General features: G+C 62.8%; 19 protein-coding genes and 1 tRNA gene. 8 read left to right on the forward strand and 12 right to left on the reverse strand.

All coding sequences use genetic code 11. The features are described from left to right. Positions 1–2: 2 nt before the first annotated feature. The 3 genes from rnc (at position 3) to ACS5RC_RS19715 (ending at position 1,876) form a co-directional block, all read left to right on the forward strand. Positions 3–770, forward strand: a complete 768-nt coding sequence (gene rnc / locus ACS5RC_RS19705) for a ribonuclease III (RefSeq protein ID WP_478345600.1) — start codon at positions 3–5, stop codon at positions 768–770. Further along, entirely contained in the window at positions 763–1,731 is a 969-nt protein-coding gene (gene era, locus ACS5RC_RS19710) for a GTPase Era (protein ID WP_478345601.1), read from the forward strand. The genes rnc and era overlap by 8 nt, the downstream gene beginning before the upstream one ends. Positions 1,732–1,801: 70 nt before the next feature. Beyond that, positions 1,802–1,876 (forward strand) — tRNA-Gly (locus tag ACS5RC_RS19715). A gap of 87 nt (positions 1,877–1,963) precedes the next feature. On the opposite strand, the gene ACS5RC_RS19720 is transcribed toward ACS5RC_RS19715, so the two are convergent. Together ACS5RC_RS19720 and ACS5RC_RS19725 are read right to left on the reverse strand one after the other, a co-directional pair. Continuing rightward, positions 1,964–3,187, reverse strand: coding sequence for an integrase (locus tag ACS5RC_RS19720; protein WP_478345602.1), 1,224 nt, complete (start codon positions 3,185–3,187; stop codon positions 1,964–1,966). 247 nt (positions 3,188–3,434) lie between these two features. Then, on the reverse strand, positions 3,435–3,953 hold the full coding sequence (locus ACS5RC_RS19725; RefSeq protein ID WP_478345603.1) for a MerR family transcriptional regulator: 519 nt from the start codon (positions 3,951–3,953) through the stop codon (positions 3,435–3,437). Positions 3,954–5,036: 1,083 nt separating this feature from the next. On the opposite strand from ACS5RC_RS19725, the gene ACS5RC_RS19730 reads away from it, so the two are divergent. Further along, complete coding sequence (locus ACS5RC_RS19730; RefSeq protein WP_478345604.1) at positions 5,037–5,318, forward strand: PilZ domain-containing protein; 282 nt, start codon at positions 5,037–5,039, stop codon at positions 5,316–5,318. A gap of 340 nt (positions 5,319–5,658) precedes the next feature. On the opposite strand, the gene ACS5RC_RS19735 is transcribed toward ACS5RC_RS19730, so the two are convergent. Beyond that, positions 5,659–6,033, reverse strand: a complete 375-nt coding sequence (locus ACS5RC_RS19735) for a hypothetical protein (protein WP_478345605.1) — start codon at positions 6,031–6,033, stop codon at positions 5,659–5,661. Positions 6,034–6,289: 256 nt separating this feature from the next. Between ACS5RC_RS19735 and ACS5RC_RS19740 the strand changes: the two genes are divergently transcribed. Both ACS5RC_RS19740 and ACS5RC_RS19745 read left to right on the forward strand, forming a co-directional pair. Continuing rightward, positions 6,290–6,526, forward strand: a complete 237-nt coding sequence (locus ACS5RC_RS19740; RefSeq protein WP_478345606.1) for a hypothetical protein — start codon at positions 6,290–6,292, stop codon at positions 6,524–6,526. Between the two features lie 155 nt (positions 6,527–6,681). Continuing rightward, positions 6,682–7,530 (forward strand): FkbM family methyltransferase, encoded by an 849-nt coding sequence (locus ACS5RC_RS19745; RefSeq protein ID WP_478345607.1) that lies wholly within the window; start codon positions 6,682–6,684, stop codon positions 7,528–7,530. A 284-nt stretch (positions 7,531–7,814) separates the two neighbouring features. Here the strand turns inward: ACS5RC_RS19745 and ACS5RC_RS19750 are convergent, their stop codons facing one another. Next, positions 7,815–8,633: a glycosyltransferase gene (locus ACS5RC_RS19750; protein ID WP_478345608.1), complete on the reverse strand. Its 819-nt coding sequence runs from the start codon at positions 8,631–8,633 to the stop codon at positions 7,815–7,817. A gap of 888 nt (positions 8,634–9,521) precedes the next feature. Here ACS5RC_RS19750 and ACS5RC_RS19755 point away from each other — a divergent pair. Then, the gene (locus tag ACS5RC_RS19755; protein WP_478345609.1) at positions 9,522–11,531 is read left to right on the forward strand and encodes an FG-GAP-like repeat-containing protein; all 2,010 of its coding nucleotides are present in this window, start codon (positions 9,522–9,524) and stop codon (positions 11,529–11,531) included. A 773-nt stretch (positions 11,532–12,304) separates the two neighbouring features. On the opposite strand, the gene ACS5RC_RS19760 is transcribed toward ACS5RC_RS19755, so the two are convergent. Beyond that, positions 12,305–13,411: a phage baseplate assembly protein gene (locus tag ACS5RC_RS19760; RefSeq protein ID WP_478345610.1), complete on the reverse strand. Its 1,107-nt coding sequence runs from the start codon at positions 13,409–13,411 to the stop codon at positions 12,305–12,307. Continuing rightward, positions 13,404–13,925 (reverse strand): hypothetical protein, encoded by a 522-nt coding sequence (locus tag ACS5RC_RS19765; protein WP_478345611.1) that lies wholly within the window; start codon positions 13,923–13,925, stop codon positions 13,404–13,406. Before ACS5RC_RS19765 ends, ACS5RC_RS19760 begins: the two co-directional genes overlap by 8 nt. Positions 13,926–14,129: 204 nt before the next feature. Between ACS5RC_RS19765 and ACS5RC_RS19770 the strand changes: the two genes are divergently transcribed. Further along, positions 14,130–14,363 (forward strand): hypothetical protein, encoded by a 234-nt coding sequence (locus ACS5RC_RS19770; protein ID WP_478345612.1) that lies wholly within the window; start codon positions 14,130–14,132, stop codon positions 14,361–14,363. Between the two features lie 239 nt (positions 14,364–14,602). Here the strand turns inward: ACS5RC_RS19770 and ACS5RC_RS19775 are convergent, their stop codons facing one another. The 6 genes from ACS5RC_RS19775 to ACS5RC_RS19800 all read right to left on the reverse strand — a co-directional run bounded on the left by ACS5RC_RS19775 (position 14,603) and on the right by ACS5RC_RS19800 (position 19,113). Then, positions 14,603–14,917 (reverse strand): hypothetical protein, encoded by a 315-nt coding sequence (locus ACS5RC_RS19775; protein ID WP_478345613.1) that lies wholly within the window; start codon positions 14,915–14,917, stop codon positions 14,603–14,605. A 232-nt stretch (positions 14,918–15,149) separates the two neighbouring features. After that, the gene (locus ACS5RC_RS19780; protein WP_478345614.1) at positions 15,150–15,416 is read right to left on the reverse strand and encodes a hypothetical protein; all 267 of its coding nucleotides are present in this window, start codon (positions 15,414–15,416) and stop codon (positions 15,150–15,152) included. Beyond that, entirely contained in the window at positions 15,413–16,042 is a 630-nt protein-coding gene (locus ACS5RC_RS19785; RefSeq protein ID WP_478345615.1) for a hypothetical protein, read from the reverse strand. Before ACS5RC_RS19785 ends, ACS5RC_RS19780 begins: the two co-directional genes overlap by 4 nt. A gap of 12 nt (positions 16,043–16,054) precedes the next feature. Further along, on the reverse strand, positions 16,055–16,291 hold the full coding sequence (locus ACS5RC_RS19790; protein WP_478345616.1) for a hypothetical protein: 237 nt from the start codon (positions 16,289–16,291) through the stop codon (positions 16,055–16,057). A gap of 91 nt (positions 16,292–16,382) precedes the next feature. Next, positions 16,383–16,817, reverse strand: coding sequence for a helix-turn-helix domain-containing protein (locus ACS5RC_RS19795; protein ID WP_478345617.1), 435 nt, complete (start codon positions 16,815–16,817; stop codon positions 16,383–16,385). After that, entirely contained in the window at positions 16,795–19,113 is a 2,319-nt protein-coding gene (locus ACS5RC_RS19800; protein WP_478345618.1) for an ATP-binding protein, read from the reverse strand. Before ACS5RC_RS19800 ends, ACS5RC_RS19795 begins: the two co-directional genes overlap by 23 nt. Positions 19,114–19,208: the final 95 nt, after the last annotated feature.

The raw sequence follows: 19,208 nt of genomic DNA on the forward strand, positions 1-19,208 counted from the left end.
CCGTGACCGACGCCGCGCGTCCCTCCGCCGCCGCGCGGCGCGTCCGCCGCCCGAAGCCGCCGCTCGCCGAACTCGAGGCGCGGATCGGGCACGTCTTCGCCGACCGGACCCTGCTGGAGCGGGCGCTCACCCACGTCAGCAAGGCGAGCGGGCGCAGCGGCAGCTACCAGCGCCTGGAATTCCTCGGCGACCGGGTGCTCGGCCTCGCGGTGGCCGACCGGCTCTATGCCGCCCTGCCGGAGGCGGAGGAGGGCGAGCTGTCGCAGCGCCTCGCGGGCCTGGTGCGGCGCGAGACCTGCGCGGCGGTGGCCGCCGCCTGGGAGGTCGGCCCGCATCTCGTCCTCGGGCAGGGCGAGGTGAGCGGCGGCGCGCGGCGCAACCCCACCATCCTGGCCGACGTCTGCGAGGCGATCCTCGGGGCGGTCTATCTCGATGCCGGCTATCCCAAGGCCTGCGCGGTGGTGCAGGCCGCCTTCCGCCCGGCGGCGCTCACCGGGGCGCCGCGCGGGCGCGACGCGAAATCGGCCTTGCAGGAATGGGCGATGGCGCGCAGCCTGCCGCTGCCGGCCTACGCGGTGCTCGAACGCTCCGGCCCCGACCACGCCCCCGTCTACCGCATCGGCGTGACGGTGCGGGGGCTGGTGCCCGGGATCGGGGAGGGGCCCTCGAAGCGGATCGCCGAGCAGGAGGCCGCCCGCGCCCTGATGGCGCGCGAGGGCATCGTCGAAGGCGGCAGCGTGGAAGGCTCGGACGGAACCCAGAATGACTGACGCGAACGACGACCCGGCGCCTTCGGCGTCCCCGGCTCCGCCCTCGACCCTGCCCGGGACGCCCGAGGGCGCGCGGGCGGGCTTCGTGGCGCTGATCGGCGTGCCCAATGCCGGCAAGTCGACCCTGCTCAACAGCCTCGTCGGCACCAAGGTCTCGATCGTCTCGCGCAAGGTCCAGACGACGCGTGCGCTGGTGCGCGGCATCGTGGTCGAGGGCAAGGCGCAGATCGTTCTCGTGGACACGCCCGGCATCTTCGCGCCCAAGCGCCGCCTCGACCGGGCGATGGTCCATTCGGCCTGGAGCGGCGCCTCGGACGCCGACGCCGTCTGCCTGCTGGTGGATGCGCGCAAGGGCGTCGACGACGAGGTCGAGGCGGTGCTCGCCCGGCTGACCGACGTGCGGCGCCCGCGCATCCTGATCCTCAACAAGATCGACCTGATCCCGCGCGAGCGTCTGCTCGACCTCGCGGCCAAGCTCAACGCGACGATCCCCTTCGCCCAGACGTTCATGGTCTCGGCGCTGAACGGCGACGGCGTCGAGACTCTGCGCAAGGCGCTCGCCGCGCTGATGCCGGAGGGGCCCTGGCTCTACCCGGAGGATCAGGTCTCGGACGCGCCGCTGCGCATGCTGGCGGCCGAGATCACCCGCGAGAAGATCTACGATCGCCTGCACGAGGAGCTGCCCTACCGCTCCACCGTGGAGACCGACCAGTGGCAGGTCCGGCCCGACGGCTCGGTGCGCATCGAGCAGACCATCTTCGTCGAGCGCGAGAGCCAGCGCTCCATCGTCCTCGGAAAGGGCGGCCAGACCATCAAGGCGATCGGCCAGGCCGCCCGCATCGGCATCGCCGAGGCCGCCGACGCCACGGTCCATCTCTTCCTGCACGTGAAGGTCCGGGAGAACTGGGCCGACGACCCGGCGCGCTACCGCGAGATGGGGCTCGAATTCCCGCGCGGCTGAGCGCCCGGCTGCGGCGAACCGCGTTTCGGGATGGACAGCCGCTTAAGCTCCGGCTAACATGCGGATGTGTGCGGGCGTAGTTCAGTGGTAGAACGTCAGCTTCCCAAGCTGAATGTCGTCGGTTCGATCCCGATCGCCCGCTCCAAATATCGTATTGAAGCGTCAGCCATTTTAACGCGCTACCGCTAATCTAGTGTTCCCCACGTTCCCCGTCGCGTTCCCTATGGGCTGTTCAGGCCCCGTTCGTCACGGCACGATGGGCAATTCGCATCTGCGCCACCTTCCGTGATTTCCCGACTGCGCCGCGCGAATAGCGCGCCGTTGTCGAAACCTGTGTGTGAGCGGCTGCGGCCCTTGCGTCATCGAGATCAGCGCCAGCATCCTCAGCCTCAGTAATCGCGCCGGCTCGAGCGTCCATGTTCCAAACATGCTTCGGCACGCCGGCCGCGTCGGCAACCACACGCCACTCGCGCGCGAAGGCATCTCCGGCATAGGGCCGACCGGCATTCTCATCGAGGATCAGCGGGCCGACCCTCTTCTCACTCGGGATGTGTGCGGCAACCGCCTGCACATGCGGACAAAGCGTCATGTCATGCGCAGCGATGGCGCCGGTCTTTGAAGTGACTTTGCGCGTGATGCCTTCCAGGATCACATCCGACCATGTCAGGCCGGCGACCCAACGGGAGCCGTTCAGCACGATCCCAGTTGCTGCCTCTCCCGCCGGGATCGGCTCCCATTCGCCAATCACATCCTTCTGACGAAGTACGGTGTCGAACTGGACGGCTGTGGCGAGGGCGAGCGAGATCCGTCCCATCTCGATAGCCTTCGGGATGAAGGCTTGAACGTGCACCAGATCCAAGGTGATGCGTCGCCGAGCAGGTTGTGGAAAGCGAACTTCAGCGAGGATCGATTTAAGACGCGCGCATCCCTCGATTTCAGCGGAGACACCGTAGGAAAGCAGCTCCCGCAGCTTTTTCATGATGCCCCAGGCGCGCCGCACTCGCTCTGGACCGCCGGGCACTTTCGGGCGCTTCGCTGCAGCGTACCACCGCCAAAAGTCATCGAGCTTGAGCGCCGCGAGTGCACGATCACCGAAAGCGCGCTCTATGATCTTCAAGACATGCAAGTCCTTCTCGCGGGTGGTGTGCTTCAACCGCCGGAACGGACTCGACTCGTCGGTTTGATATCGCCGCGACAATCCACGAAGCGTGCCGTCGAAGCGATTGGGATCCCGGCGGCGACCTGTCGACCACTCCAGCATCTCAGCCTGAAGCCTCATGCAGGCCGAGCTGATCAGATCGCGGTGGGCCGGATCTTCTACGCTGTAGGGCAGCCGCACCGTCTCCGGCTGATAGCCAGCCTTCACGAGGTCAGCCCGGGCGCACCAGTACAGGGCTGGCGGCCCCTGCTTCCGTTTCCGGCTCTTGAGGCCGGGAGCGTTGAGTTCAGAGGGCATCGAGGTTCTCCTGTCCGTCGAGGGCGAACGCCTCGACGTGAGAGAGACCGTAGCGCCTGTTCCAGTAAGCCTGCACAGCGGGCCAGTACCGGGCACCCATCAGCGGATCGATGCGGGGGAGTCCGTCACGCTCCAGGACAATGGCCTTCGCAGGCCACGCTGTTGGGTCCTGGCTCAGCCGACGGGCAACTTCCGCCTCGCAAGGGAAAAGCCCTTGTTCATGGTGGGCGGGGCGACGAGGCATTCGTCAGGCTCCCGACCTAATCGCGCGCTGCGCGACGCTGAGCATCAAGCGGCCAAGGGGCAGCACAATAAATGGCTCAAGCCCTGCATTAAGCGTGCTTAGTTGTGCTTGCGGAAGCAGTTGTACGCGTAGACTGCCCGTAACAGACAACTTGCCAATAAGCGCCTGAAAAAGGTCCGCCACATCATCTGAAAAAGTCCAGGTGCGCTCGGCATCACCATCAAATTTAATCTGCGTCATGGTGAGATCGGCGATACAGCGCACAGCAATGGGAAATGCTTGTGCAGGTGCGAGACCAAGATCGACAAGCATAAGACCGACGCAGATCGATGCTAGATCCCGACCGCTATACTCGCGCTTACCTTGGCGACCGGGAGACGGCACGATCGGATTGATGATCTTCCGCTTGACCCAATTCTGAAGGGTGTCGTCCTTGACGCCGGTCAGGCTTACGACGTCGGCGTGAGTGAAGCTGCCGTTCTTCGCGCGGATCAGTGCAGCAATCGTCTCGCCCGGTGTCACTCTGCCACCTCGAAGGTCGGTTGACCGTGGCATCCTTGTATCACGCGAAGAGCGAAGGTCAAGCGACCTTCGCTGGTGTCTGCGCTGACTACTAAGCCGCTGCCCCAGGCGACAGGGCCGCCGGTGATTTTGTGTGTTGAAGCGAAGCCGATTGTAGAAGGGTACCTCCGCGCCCGCACAGCGGAAGGCGTAGCCAATGCGTGCAGACCGGACGGGGCGAGGAACCATCTGCTCCTCGCGCAGCTTCGTGAGTCGCCACCGTTTCTGGTGGCGGCACGAGAGGAGACGCCCCTTGCGCACATCGATGATTACCGCGGCTTTGCTGGCCGCGTTCGGCGCTGCCGCCCTCACTGCACCAGCCTCGGCCGCCCCCGTCAGCCCGGCTCCAGCGGCATCTGTCGCAGGCGTTCAGGAGGGCATCGTTGACGTTCGCTGGCACCCGATACGCCGGATGCGTCGCATGATGCACCGGCATGGGCGCCATCGCGGGTAGCAGCCAAGCGGTCGCTACCGGCGACATCGCTTCAGGCTCGGCCGCGGATGACACCGCTGCCGGGCCTTTCTTTTGCGAGCTGGGCTGCTGGCGTGATTGCCGGCACGCCGCTCGCAGACACCTGACGCCGCGAACCGCCGGTTGGCGAAACGTGGCGAACCCGCAAGCCGGTCGTGATGAGTGGCATGCCAGCTAACTGTTAGGCGACCGGCGACCGCTTGTTTCGCTGATGTTTCTGCGATCAGCTCTCCCCTCCGCATCTCGGGGGCGAGCGTGCTGTACTTTCTGTGCGTACTTTGTGTCGTCTTGGGCTCAACCTTCGCCTTCTGCGCACCACACCGACCTGCAAGGCGGCAAATTCTTGAGCGGTGTGGCGGGTTGTTGATCGTCTGCGGGCTGTGCCTTCTAGGCTCGGGGTTGCCGTTCTTCAGGTGAGGGGATTGCCCTCAGCCTCGCCACCGCGCCCGCGCGCAGGCGGGCACGCCAAAGGGTGTCGTGAAGCCGCTCGCATTTGAGTGGCTACCTACACCCCACCTTCCGACTTCCGGCTGCACACTGCGCGTTTCAGACGTCGCTCGGAGTGCAGACCTATGGAGGAGCGGCGTAGCGAGGCGCGCATCCGGGTCGCCGGCAAAGGCGTGATCAGCCTCGACAGGCACACCAGCATTTCCTGCTTGGTACATGACCTGTCGGCGACTGGCGTGCGGCTCACCCTGCCAACGCCCGAGGTAGTACCTAACACCTTCCTCCTGCATGCATCCGGCTTCGGCTCGGGCATCTGCAAGGTGATTTGGCGAACCGGAGAGGCGATCGGCTGCCACCTGACGCGGATCAGATCGTGGTCGTCCGCTGATCCGCTCACCCGGAGATAAGCCCGACGCCTCCATCCGATCCGCCGCGCGTCGCATCAGGCGGTTAGCGCGGCGCAGATCAAACCGGGCAGCTCGGATCAGCCAGACTTGATGCAGTGTGCGGATTAGGCGCATCGCTTCGCCTCCCTGGCCGTCTCAAGAGCTCGGCCCCAATCAGCTTCAAGCCGTTTGCCAAGCTCGTGGAGAACGTGCGCGATGACCCAGACATCATCGCTCTCGACCTGATGGTCACTGGTGCTCAGATGGTTGAGGATGCCTGCCCACCGGCTGACGTTACGGACGTCGTCCTCCATGCAGGCGACAGCGGACCACAAGTCAGCGCGGGCTTCACGGGGCGCGCTCATCGGCTCCCCTCCCGCCAGTTGCAGCCAACCGCGCTCAGCACGAGGGCGGCACGGCCCGCGGGCCCGACGGCTCCGAACCCTTCGGACGCATGGAAGCCCGCCCCCGAATTGTTGAACCGAACCAGCCCAAGGGCATCGCGGACCCGATCGACCGTGTAGTCGTTGCCATCCCAGCGACGCGCCTCTCCGAAGCGTTCCGCGTTGAGGCGGACCCGCTCGTAGAACAGGAACGTATCGTAGGCGTTCAGGACCGCATCAGTAACCGGCTCTGCGACCGCCGTGGGTGATCCGATCAGGGCCACGCCGCCACCGATCAGCGGGAGCGTGGTGAGGCCGCGCAGGAAGCCGCGGCGGGTTTCAGGGGTGCTCATGCGAGCCTCCCGAGGACGGCAGCCACACGCGCAGCAAGCGAGCGAGATGCTTCCGGTTCTGCCGCCCGCATGATGCGGATGGCCTGGGTGACAGGCCCTTGCTGTGCGTTGGGCAAGCGGGAGCGTTCACCGGCTCGTGCCGATGTTGTAGGGTCGTGGATAGCCATGTGACGAAGACCTCTGGCGTCAGGTGGTTAGGCCCGGTGCGGGAGCTGCAACCTTCCCGCCGGGCCGCCATTGTGTTATCACGGTTCTCATGACCGAGCAAGGAACCGTGATAACAAAGAAACGTCGCGGTCCTAAGCCAACGGGCAAGGGCACGCTGATCGGCGTGCGCCTTCTGCCTCCAGTGCTCGATCCACTTGATACCTGGATCGCCGACCAGCCCGATCCCAAACCTTCACGTCCAGAAGCGATCCGTTACGCTCTGACGGACTGGCTCACCGGTCAGGGCTACGTGCGCCACCGCGAGGATCCTGAAGGCGCGAATTGATGTTGAGGTTCGCTTTGCTGGCGGGTTGCATCTTTGTTCCGGCAACCGCCGGATTAGACTAGATCATGATGCTTGCTCTTCGCATTCATTGGGCGAAATCGATAAATAAATCTTGATACGAAACATTATTCACAACTAGGCAGATGGGTTTAAACATGGCAGAAAATCAGACTGTGCACGATCTGCAAAAAGTTCGATGCGTGCATGTCGTTGATGCATCACGTTGGCTTGGTAAGGGGCATGCATACTGGCTCGAATGGGACCACCCAGGAGAAACATCGCGTCCATTTGCCGGAATTATAGAGGGTCTCGAATGGGTTAGATGGAGGCAATTAATCAAACCTGGTTCGACGGCAATTGATGTAGGCACACATTCTGGCGACACAACTATACCAATGGGTCTTTTTGCCTATGACGCAATTAATGACCGCAAAGGTCATGTAATTGGTGTCGAACCGAACCCAGATCTGCATGCGATTGTTGAGTCCTGTTTTGCTCTAAACCAACATATCGCAAATTTTTACCTTGAAAAATGCGCAATAACGGATGAAGATATTGAGTCCATCGAAATTGCAGACCACGCAAATGCCAATTGCAATGGAGGAATTTTAGCTGGCTTTAATCCATCGATTACGGAGCATCTTTCAAAACATGACGTAAAAAAGTACAATGCGAGGGGTAAGTCACTTTCTACAATCGTAAATGATTATTCCAAAGTGGTAGACCCGCAGAACATTCAGTTTATCAAAACTGACTGTGAAGGTTATGACAAAGAAATTCTACGGTCTTCTGCTGCAGTGCTGGAGCAGATTAAGCCGGCGCTGTTTATTGAGTGGTTCGATTGGTTCTCTGTTGAGGAAAGCATTTCTTTATTCGAAATTATACAAAATATTGGTTACGTTGCCCTGCATCCCGGTAGTCTCGAACCAATTACGGCAACGGGTGAAAGGCTTTCTGATATTACGTGCATCCATAAGGATCGAATGAAAGAAATTTTGCCTTAATAATAGCCGAAATCATACTATCGATCTCGATCGAAATATGTAAATCAATTATCATGTTAGCGGAAAAATTGGGCAGGGGTCGCTCTTCTTCGGATCGGCCCCTGCATATCGCGCAGCACATGCGCGACGCGCCGCGGACGGCGCTGCCTCACCGGATCGCACTCTGAGCGTTGCGCAGGCTCATCTGGTTGGCCTCCATGATGGCGCCGCGGACCTGACGAGCCGCTGCCTGCGGGTCCAACATGGTCGCCATCGCGATCCCGACACCTTCCACCAAGCTAAGCTTATTGCGTGCGGTGCGGCTCCAGATTGTTCGGACCTGCAAATGCATCCGCCATAGCCTGAATTTCTCGAAGGTTCTCGGGTACAAAATGATCGAAGTACCAAGCGTTTATGCCAGTTCGGAAGCCCGGATGGACGTAGGCTTTCATCAGAAGATAAGCATACAGGTGATGCTTCTGCGGAGGATCGCCGCCGGGTCGAAATGCGGAAAGGTGATGCAAAATCAGTGGGCATGGCTTGCACACCAGTTCAGGCCCGGGGCCAGCCTCCCATAGCTCTTCATGAACGAGGCCCTTATATTGAACGGATCCGTCGTTGCGATATATTCGGCGATGCCGTTCGGTGGAAAAGCCAGCCGAGCGGATGATGTTTCTGTATTCAGATAATCCTTCTGACTCAAAAATCCGATAATTTCGGCGCTCAACATCGAAACAAGATCCGGATTGATCGGGCTGTGCAATGCAGGCGCGAATGTCCTGCTCAACAATCAATTCGTCGGCATCGACCGTAAAAATCCAATCGAACGATGCATAAGCTGCGCCGTAATTGCGAGCGTGTGCAAATCCGTACCGGAACAAATCTATGCGCGGATAATCGATGATCTTGATTTCATGTGTTGCGAGCGTACGGATATATTCTCTGGTTCCGTCGTTCGACATCATGTCAACGACAATTACCTCATCAACAAGTGGGAGTAAAAGCGGGATGCTGATTTGCAAAAATGGCAATTCATTGTACGCTAACATCACAGCTGAGATATGAGCGACCGGTGGATTGGGCTCGGATGCAGATTTCGGCGACTTTTTCAAAAGTGAGAACACGGAGTAGCATCCGTCATGGAAGGTAAGCGGATTGGGGCGTCCCAGGAGTATGGCTCATCACCGGATCGCCGTCTGCACGTTCCTCAGGTTCATGTCATTGGTCTGACCGATCGCTCGGCCGACCACCTCGGCGACTTGCCGACCGATCCTATCGCGTAGCACTCACGTCACCGGCTCCGGCTGAGCCGGTGAGAAGCCCGGGCTGTAGAACCCATCATCGGTCTTGGCATTCTCGGCCCGGTCGCTGAAGGCAAGGTCGTTGACCGCCCCTGCATAAGGCTGAGTGTCATGCCCGATGAGGCGGACGTCGCGCTGGGACAAAGCACAGGCGTAGCCCTGGTCGCCTTCAGTGCCATGAGCGGGAAGCTGGCGTGAGAGAGGCGGAGCGGAGGATGCTGAGGCACATCCCCACCGAGCACCTGAAGGCGAAGTGCTATCTGAAATGAGCGCCTCCGATTAAGCGCCGCCCATATCGTCCGCTTTCGAATAGAAGAGGGGTGAAATTGCTTCGCATCCAATTGTTCTGGGCAAGCAATTCAGGACAAAATACTTCTTTCCAGGCCGCAGTGGTAGGCCATCAGCTCTGTAAGGGCACGGTCTGCCGCCGATCGGATTTTCATTCGTCGACTACCAGACAAAGACAGGCGCGCAAATCAATTATCAGATGCCTGATCTGCGACGGTACCTTGAAACTGGTCGCGAGTTGTAACCAATCGGCTCGTGACATCGATAGCGGAATTGTGATCAAGATGTAGGGAGTCAGACAAAATGTGCGGCCACCTTCCAGCTATTCAGTGCTGACTCGCGGAGAACAGATTTCTCAAGTCTCCTGCGATAAGAAATTATGCCGCTCTATGGGATTGCTATCTAAAAATATGGGAGAGAGTGATGTACCGCGGCGCTAGTTTTACCATTCCTTCGACGGCTCAAATTGGCGTTCACGAATTCACTCCCTTCGCTTTTGGGGGCACCCAACCGAACGTTTTGATCGGGCAGACCTCAAATTATTCGCCTTCCGGACCGTACCAAATCGATCTCTACGACTACCAATTGAACTCATCGGGCGCCATCACGGCTCAGCAGCTTGTCGCGAGTTATTCCGCCGGGAAACCGTTTCGCTATGCAACGACTGTATCCGGCGTGAGTGGAGATACTTTTGTCACTTGGCAACAACAGAATTCGGATGGAACCTCAAACCTGATCCAACAAACCTACGATGCATCGTTGAACCTGCTTGGACAGAGTACGATTGCTACCGGGATCGTTGGACAATTTGATCAAGGCATGTCCAGTGCTGCGCGCAACGGCAGCAGTCCGGGATATGCGGTAGCCTGGGAAGCATACAATAGCGCAGCTGCCACCCAAGACATCTATCTGCGTACTTTCAATACAGACGGCACAGCGGCAAGTGGCGTTGTCAATGCTCTCCACCTCACAAATGTGACTTCGTCGGCGGCAGAGACCATATGGGGCATGCAGAACGGCGCAGGCGGATATGTGTTAGGACATACTGCGGTCGCCGCCGACGGTCATCAATACATACAGTTCAACAAATTCAATCCTAACGGGACTATCAACACCTTCAATTTCAAAACAGACAGCAATTCTACTGAAATTGAGTCGTTCGACTTTCGTCAGATCAGCTCCAACATTGTGACCAATAATCAATATACGATTGCTTACTCAGAAAAGACCGCGACGGGCGGATACCAAGTCGTTGTGGATAGCCTTGATACCAACGGCAATCTGTTGAGCACACATAGCTATGCGACGAATGATCCAACTCGCGTGAAGTTATCTTCGATAGCGACAACGAACGGCTATGTTTTGGCGTTCGGTGACCAGACCTCGACCACGATTGTTCAGCTTGACATTGCTGGGCAACAAGTCGGCAACGCCATCGTCAACCCGACCGGAACGCTGGCAGCCGAAGCGAATGGTAATTATTCGACGCTGCTGAATTTCGGCAACGGCCGTGTCGGCGTGGTCAGCGACGTGCTGTCTGCTGACGGTGTGACGTCTCAGACGACAATCGCGACGCTGGGCACAGGGGCTCAGCGGAATGACCTGAATGGCGAGGGCACCTCCGACATCCTGCTGCAGTCTGGCGGCTTGGTCGTCGATTGGACGATGCAGAACGGCCAACTCTCAGCCGGCGCGCTCATCGGTGGCAGCGGCAGCTATACGGCCTTGGCATCGGGCGACTTCAACGGCGATGGCACCGCCGACGTTCTGTTCCAGGACCCGAGCAACGGCTATGTCGCCACCTGGAAGATGCAGAACGGCCAGGTCGCGGCCGGCTCACTCATCGGCGCGGCCAACGGCTATGGCATCGTCGGCGCGGGAGACTTCAACGGCGACGGCACCGCGGACGTCCTCCTGCAGGACGCGTCCGGCAACCTCGTCGACTGGACGATGCAGAACGGCCAGCTCCAGGCCGGCGCGCTGATCGGCAACAGCGGCAGCTACAAGGTGGTGGGCACCGGCGACTTCAACGGTGACGGCACCTCTGACATCCTGCTGCAGAGCGGCTCCACCGTCGTCGAGTGGCTGATGAAGGGTGGCAGCCTCTCGCAGGGCCGGCTGCTGGGCGATGCCGGCAGCTACACCGTGGCGGGCGTGGGCGATCTCAACGGGGACGGGACCTCGGACGTTGTGCTGCAGAGCGGGTCTACGGTCGTGGACTGGATCCTCGGTGCGGGTGCGGTGACGAGCGGGTCGATCCTGGGCGATGCGGGCAGCTACAAGGTTGCGGCCGTGGGCGACTACAACGGGGACGGCACGGCGGATCTGGCGCTGCAGAGCGGGTCCACGCTGGTGGACTGGACGGTCCAGAACGCTCGCGTCACCGCCGGCGCCTTCATCGGCGATGCCGGCAGCTACAAGATCGTCGCCTAAGAGCCGAAAACGCTAGGGGTAGGGTTCTGTTGTCCAGAGCCCTGCCCCCGCTGTAAAATAGACGGCCGAAGCCGCCTCCCTCCTGCTTAGCTGCGGTTCGGTTTAAAGCGCGAGCACCTTGGCCTGTAGGCCGCCATTGCGGACGTGCACGGGGAGGTCGGAGGCGTTGCTGCGATTGCAGGACTCCATCCGCAAACCGGAATGAACCTGCACCCGGCGCATAGAGCCGGGCAGGCCCATAGTTGCGGTTTAAATCGAGCTGTGCAGATCGGAGACTTTCTGTCCTCGACATGAATGTCAGTTCGTGCTCACATCGCATGTCCTAACCCTCTCAAATGGAGATGTGAACAATGCGTTCTGCGCTGCTTTGTTTCTCTATTGTAATCGCTGGATCGTTTCTGCCCGCGGTAGCTCAAACTGCAGGGGGTTCGTGTGGCGGACCGTGTCAGAAATGTGCGGACGAGCTTGGTTACCCTCGCGATGCTCAAGGCAAACCAATATTTCGCGGTCAAAACGCCGGCGGCAACATGGCTTGGCAGCGCTGTATAGAAGAAAAGCGTCAGGCAATGGGTGGTAAGCGTTGACGGATGTGGCGGGACCGACGCGCATCCCAACGGACCGGTTCCGCCTTCCTCACCGGGTGAGCCCTCCTAAGGAAACGCATGCATCAAGATCCCCGCCGCCGCAGAGCTGAGCGGGTTGAAGTAGAGGTTTGGTCTCGCGGGATCCGCAGAGAGTGAGAAAGCGCCAGGGCTATCGGACAATGCCACGCTTCACGTCGCCGCCTCCGGCTTGGCGGGCGTCGCCCCACCGCTGAAGAAGCCGTCGTTGGCCTTGGCATCCGGAAACTTGATCTCGAACGCGGCATCGTTGACCATCTCGATGGTCGTCGTCGTGCCTGCCTCGCTCTGGCTGTAGGTGTAGCCCCACAGTCGAAGCTGCATCTGCCCGCTCTTCGTCGGGAACAAGGCCGGCGACTTCACCGTCACCTGGTCCGTCAGTTCCCACAACTTGCCGTCCGGCTTGAGCCAGCCTTTGTAGGTCAGCGTCACACGGAGCAGCGCCGACTCGATTGCCTGCGCCTCCATGTTCGTGCGCAGCTCCGCGCCCTTCTGATCCAGCGGCATCTCCGCCAGCACCTTGCGCTGGACGCCCGGGATGCCAGCCGACAGCGTGCTCTTGGCCTGGACCTCGGATGCCCTGCGGCCGAACAGGCTGTCCGAGCCGGGCTGCTGCGAGTTGATGATCAGCTCCTCGACGCCCGGCATCTCCAGCATGCAATTGGCCGCCAGAATGTTGTCGCCTTCCGTGAAGGTGATGGCATTGCCGCCCGGGCGCGTGCCGGCCACCAGCGTGCCGTCCGCATCCGCCCGCAGCCAGAGCCCGCGCTGACTACACAGCCGCGAGATCAGGGCGAACGGGCTCTCGCCAAAGCGCACCATCACCTGCCCAAAGGGCGTGTCCCACCCCTCCGGCGCATTCTCGACCCTAAACTTCAGCCCGAGCGGCTTCAGGACGCTGTTGGCTATGGCGTCGACCGTGTAGCCGCGGAACTGGCCCGTCCCGGCTTGTGCCGAACCGATCTCTGTCAGTCCCGCTTTGGAGAAGCCCACCACCTGCACGGCGTGCCGGTTGGCGTCGTAGGCTGCCTGCCGGTTCCGAATGTAGCCCTCACGGATCACCACTTGGCCCGCCAGGGCGATGTCGACCCGCGCGCCCGGCCGCAGGCGAAAGGCCGTAGCGGTGTTCGGCTCGGCGCAGACGAGCTGGAACGAGCGCGACCAGCCTTGATCGTAGGATTGCCCGATCTTCACGGCGAGCCAGTCGCGGTAGGTGCCGCCTTCGGTGCGCACCTCGCAAGTAAGTTCGGGATCAGCCATGGGGGGCCTCCATCAAGTTCGGGGAGGCGCCGATTTCGGCCTGCACCTCATCCAGGGTGACGTGCATCTCCGACCCGCCCGACATCTCGACCAGGGCGGCGCGGATCTCGCTCTCAGCCAAGGCGAGCACCTGCGAGCGCACCGTGCTCGGCATCCGGCCGGCGATGCGGGTCGGCAGGGCCAGAAGCTTGTTCTGAAGCTTGCGCAACTGGATGACGCGGGCTGCGACCGCCACGTCGACCGGCACGACGCTGCCGCGAGTGACGTCGTTCTTCATCTCGGCCGCGATGGCGAGAGCGCGGTCCTTGCGAGCACGCTCCTGACCGGGGTCGAGATCGCCAGCCGGCAGGCGCCCCGATGCGTTCTCGCGCAGGTGCCGGATGTAGGCGACGCGCGCCTCATCGAGGTTGAGAGCGCCGCGCGACGCTCTCGCAAGCACACCCTTGTCCTGAAGCTCGTAGATCCGGCGCTCGCTCAGATCCAGGTGAGCGGCTGTCTCGGCAATGGTCGCCATTCTGCTGCTGAAGCCCCTATGGAAACTCTGCACCTGCGGAACTGTCGGACTCACGCGGACCCGCGCTTGCCGGCACCCCTTGGAAGGACCCGGGAACTCACTTCTGGGCCTCACGCTGAGAGGCTGCCCGTCTCGCTGGGGCCGCCGGGCCGGAACGTCGCTCTCTGGGTTCCGTTGATCTCGCAACCATGAGAGGAGACGACCATGAAAGCCATCCTGGCATCATCCCTGCTCGGGCTCGGCTTGCTTGCTGCCGCGCCTGCATCTGCGCAGCGCTTTGAAGTCGGTCCTGATGGTCCGGCTGTCGATGTGCGCCCGCGAGGTCGGGAGGTAATCGAACGGGACGACGTGCGTCCTGGCATCGAGCGTCGGGAGATCCGCCGTGAACGCCGTGAGATACGGCGTCCCGATGTAGAGGACGATGACGACGACGATTGAGCCCTGATCGCGATGTCACGGGGCGGCCCTGCCTGTGGGCTTAGGCCGCCAAGCTGATCCGCTAGCTTCCGCCTCTTCGGCGCTCTCGTGCAATTCGCGCGGATCGATCCGGCGGAAGGTTGTCGCGCCAATGCCGTGAGCATCGGCCGGATCCGCCGGTACCATCACGACCACAGGCGGGAGCGTCTCTACCTCTGCAGGCGTGGCGGCAGTGGCCGGCTTCGTCATGGCGGTCTCGCTCAAGCTGCGATCCAGGCAAGGTGGTCGCCCGGATGCGTGACAAGGTTGCGGGTCTCGCCAGCGCGGACGAAGTAGCGGGGGCCGTTGGTCGCGTCGGGCGACGAGCCGATCGCAACGAAGGCGTCCACGGCCGCGGCAACCTCCATCATCGAGCTGGTGAGATCGGTGCGGTAGGCGGGCTTCTCGGGTGCCGCGTTCGTGGTCGTGCCAGGGGCACTCATCGTCTGCGACCAAGCCGGACTGCCTTCCGCGAGGGAGGCGCCGTTGGTTATGCTGACGAAGGTGCAGGTCACGTGGATGCCGGTGAGGGCCATCGCTCGAACTCCTGTTGCGGCTCTAGGCTTCTGAGCGGGACCGCAGCACGTGACCCGTACCGCGGTCCCTGGCGTCATCCCGCAGAGGCTCGGGAGCGGTCGTGCCAGCCTTGGGATCCGTGACGCGCCCGGGCCGACGAAGGCGGGCGCTGGGACAGGCTGGCTTTGGCTATCGGGCTGACCGGATCGCCCTCAACACGCGCCCCGCGAGAAGCGCGCATTCCACATTTCGTCAGGCCACGCGCTGCCAGCGGCTGCCGTCGGCGGCATAGCGCTCGGCGCCCACCGTGAAGGCCGAGCCGGGGGTGGCGAGATCGCGCCGGGTCTGCTCGACCGCCGAGCGTGTCGGGATGCCCTTGGCCTCATCCTGGCGAGCCTGAGCCGACCACGCGGCGATGCGCTCGGCCTGCGTGGGCTTGGCCTCGGCTGCGGCCGGCTCGGGCTTGCGGAGGAGACGACGCGCCCAAGCGCGGCCTTCCTCGATCTCAGTGCGGTTCATGAACGATCCTCCCAGATGAAGCCGGCGTCGGTGCCCAGCGCGGGCAGTCTGACTCGACTGGCAATCGAGCTGTGCGGCTGGTCGGGTCTGCCGTTCCAGCTGCAGCGGGGCTCACCGGGCGGGACAGGCTCGGCGCCGTCCGGCAGTGCGGCGTTGGCCGTAGCGATCAGCGCGGCCCGCTCCCGGATCTTGCTGAGCAGCGGCACCAGGCGCCGTGCCTCCGTGTCGTACTCGTCGGCGAGCTTGGCGACCTCGGCGCTGGCCTTCATGGCCTTGCGGTAGAGTTCCTTGCGGCGGGCCTGCTCAGCCTCGTGCTCGGCGCGCTGGGCAGCCTCGGCCTTCAGGGCAGCGACGTGCTGGACCTCACCCTGATCGGCGCGGATCTTGGCGACGGCGATGCGGTGGTCGAGGTTGGCGACGTCCTCGGCCGTGCCCCGCAGCAGCATGTCGGCGCGCGAGGCTTCCAGCGCTTGGCGCTCGGCAACAGCCGCCTCGCGGTCGGCCGCGATCTCGGTCGAGGTGCGCGGTGCCAAGCGAGGCGCGACCGGCTCCGGCCGTGTCCTGCCAAGGCTGACATGCGGGGCGACGGTGCGCATGGAAGCGATTTGGATGGTGGGGAGGCTCATCGCAGTTCTCCCTCAAGCCGCCGGCCGCAGCGCGGGCGCAGAGGGATGCGGGCCACGACCGTCATCGTTGCCGAACGGAGGCAGCGGCACGCCGTCAGCCTCAAGCTGAGCGCGGAGGGCGCGGCGAAGATACTCGCCGGGCGAAGTACGGAACTGCTGCGCGGCGCGAGCGACCGCGTTTGGCAATCCGCGCTCGGCGCGAAAGCGAACCATTTCCGGGAAGTTCATCACGCGTGTGTTGGTCTGCACAGCGAAACTCCGCGAGTGATTAGTGACGTGGCCTCTATGTGTTCCTCGTGATTGGCTTCGGATACGTCACGATTTCCGCGACGAACACACCTCAGCCTTGCGCGAGATCTGCCAAGCCTTCAGCGGCGAAGTAACTTGCGACCCTTCCGCTCCTGCGGTCCCCGGCAAGGTAGGCACGTAGCGCCGAGGTATCGCCGCAGAGGAACATCGCCAACGCGACCCTGGACACGAGCCAAGGGCCGCCGGCCACCCGACGACCGATATCATGATCCCGGCACCACAGCCTGATCGTTCGCTCGGTGCGGTCGGCACGCTCGGCGGCCTCGGCCGTAGTTAGGCCCTCGCGCCGGTTGAAGGGGACAAGGCAGCAAGGCCCTCCACCTCCACCTTGTGGCCTACCACCTCCACCACCCCCACCCACCCTATAAGGGGTGGTGGTGGAGGAGTTTTTTGCTCCACTACTCCACCTGTCTCCACTCCACCTTGCAGAGGTGGAGGGATGCTCACTCGATGGCATCTGAGGCATGGGTGCCGACCTCCACAAACTCCCGGATCCTGTGCTTCTCGTCCTTGCCTTCGACCACCGTGAACATGCCGGTCTCAATCCAGACCTTAAGCATCCGGCCAACCTTGCTGCGGTGGGCCTTATCCGTTGGATCGAGCCGCAACGCGCGGGCAATCGGGACTCCGACCCAGTCCGGTGACTGCACGTTGAGACGAAAGCGTGCCCCGGCAGCGGTACAGCCGGCGACCTCTGCCTGAGCTGCGCGTAGCTCATCCGTGCCGATGCCCTCAAAGGCATCCGGCCATTCCCACGGCGCCACGACCGCAACCTGATCACCATAGTCGATGAGCCCCGGCGGCCCGTTGCCGAGCGACACCGACATGAGCTGAAACCAGTCGCTCCGATCCGGCGGTGGCGCGAGGTTGGCCTTGCCATTGTCGACGCGGAAGAAGCCTCTGTTTGAGGGCAGCCCGGCCTTCTCCGCCTGATCCTTCGTCATAGGGTTGAGCACGCGCGCCGACCGGGCTGCGGCCAGCAGCGCGCCGGCACCACGGCCGTCCTCGACCGTGTACTCACCCTGGCCCGTCTGTCCCTTGCGGACATGGTGGACCAGCTCGATCGAGGCGTTGCCAACCTCCGCGACACGGTTCCAAGCCTTGGCCACGATGTCGATCTCGTCGTTGGCGTTCTCGGTCACGCGGTGGGAGCTGACGAACGGATCGACTGTCAGGTGGTCGATCTGGTTCTCGGCCATGCTGGCAGTCAGATCCTCAATCACCGGCTCGGCGATCTTCACCCCGTCCCGCTGCCGGGTCGCGATGATGATCTCGGCCGTGCGCCCGCTGTCGAGAAACAGCCGGCCCTCCAGCTCCCGTGCATCGATCCCGTAATGCAGGCAGATCGCGGCGACGCGCCGCTCGGTCTCCTCCAGCGGATCCTCCAGGTTCACGTACCAGACGCGCAGGCGTTGAGGCGGGGTGATACCGAGCAACGGTCTGCCGGTGACCATGGCGATGGCCTCGACCAGCACGAGGCTCGACTTGCCGACCGCCCCAGGCGCCACCGTCGTGCTGAGGAAGCGCCGGATCAGGTGCCGACCGTAGATCCACTCGCGCGGCGGGATCAGGGAGGGATCGCGGTAGACGTAGGGCGTGGCCCGGATGCGCTTGCGCTCGGGTGGTGGTTCGGCCTGCGCGGTTGAGCCCTCGGCGCGCGGTGCCTCTTCCTGGCTACGCTGACCGCCACGCCAGCCCAGACTCTCGGGCGCAACGCCGATGCGATCACAGAGCCACAGAGCGGCTTCAGAGGCCGTGCTGGCGTTCCCGTGCTCCAGCACGAGCGCGATGGCGCTGCGCCTGCCCTCGCGCTCATCGCCCATATCGTGCAGCCCGAAGTCGATGCAGCCGTCAGCGGTGAGGGACAGATCCTCCTCAAAGTCGCGCCCGAGGTCCCGCGACGCAACCCGCCACGCGCCGTTGCTGGACTGCCGCGCCGTCGGGAACAGTACCGGCACCCAAGCGCTGAGATTGGCAAAGGCGCTGGCGTTCACGTTCCCCCAGAATGGATCGGGCTCAGCAGTGCCGAAAAACGGGCTCTGACGGCCGTTCACCGCCTGCCGGGTCCGCCCGCTCGTGGTTTGCCTGAGCGGCTCCTGCGCCCGTTTCTCAGCCTTCTTGCGCTCCTGTTCCCGGGCGAGGTCGGCGGCGGCCTTCTGAGCCGCACGGAACTGGTCGGCACGCTCCTGAAGGAAGGCCACGAGGCGAGGTGCCTCGCGGATCTCGGTCGGCGTGCCGGGCACGTGGCGTCCGGTGACGGTCAGATATCGACCGCCCGTGTAGATCTCGACCTGGGCGGCATCGATCTTCCGCCCATCGACCAGCCCGCGGACGAAGAACCGCAATCCGCACCCCGAGGGCGAGACCTCGGTGTAGGTCTCGGCGAAGTCGACTGCCACCTGTGCCCAGGCTTGGAGAGTGCCGGTCTCGGGATCGCGGCAATCGTCGAGATCGATGCCGCTTTCCTCATCCTCCAGCGACAGCACGTAGCCGACGCCGGCCATGCGACGGACCTTCGAGAAGTCCGCCGCGTGCGCGTAGCTCGACCAGGACGCGCGATCGGTGGTGCTGCCGGGCCCGCCGTTCCGGGCGCAAATCGGCGGCTTGTCCCAGATCTGCCGCTTCTCGTTCCAGGTGTAGTCCCAGGCCACCCACTTCGGGCGGCCTTGGAGTTCGCGCAGAGCCGGCAGATCGGGCAGACCGGCGAAGGGCGATATCGTCGGCTTGGGTGGCCGCTCAAACGTCGAGGTTCCGCCTGTCATCAGATACCTCCGCGCTGGCGAGCACGGACGCCCATGCTGATCGCATTGAGCCGAGCGCTGGCGTAGTGGTCGGTATCCTCCCACGCCTGAGGGAA

Source organism: Methylobacterium sp. HJ2 (assembly GCF_056431005.1).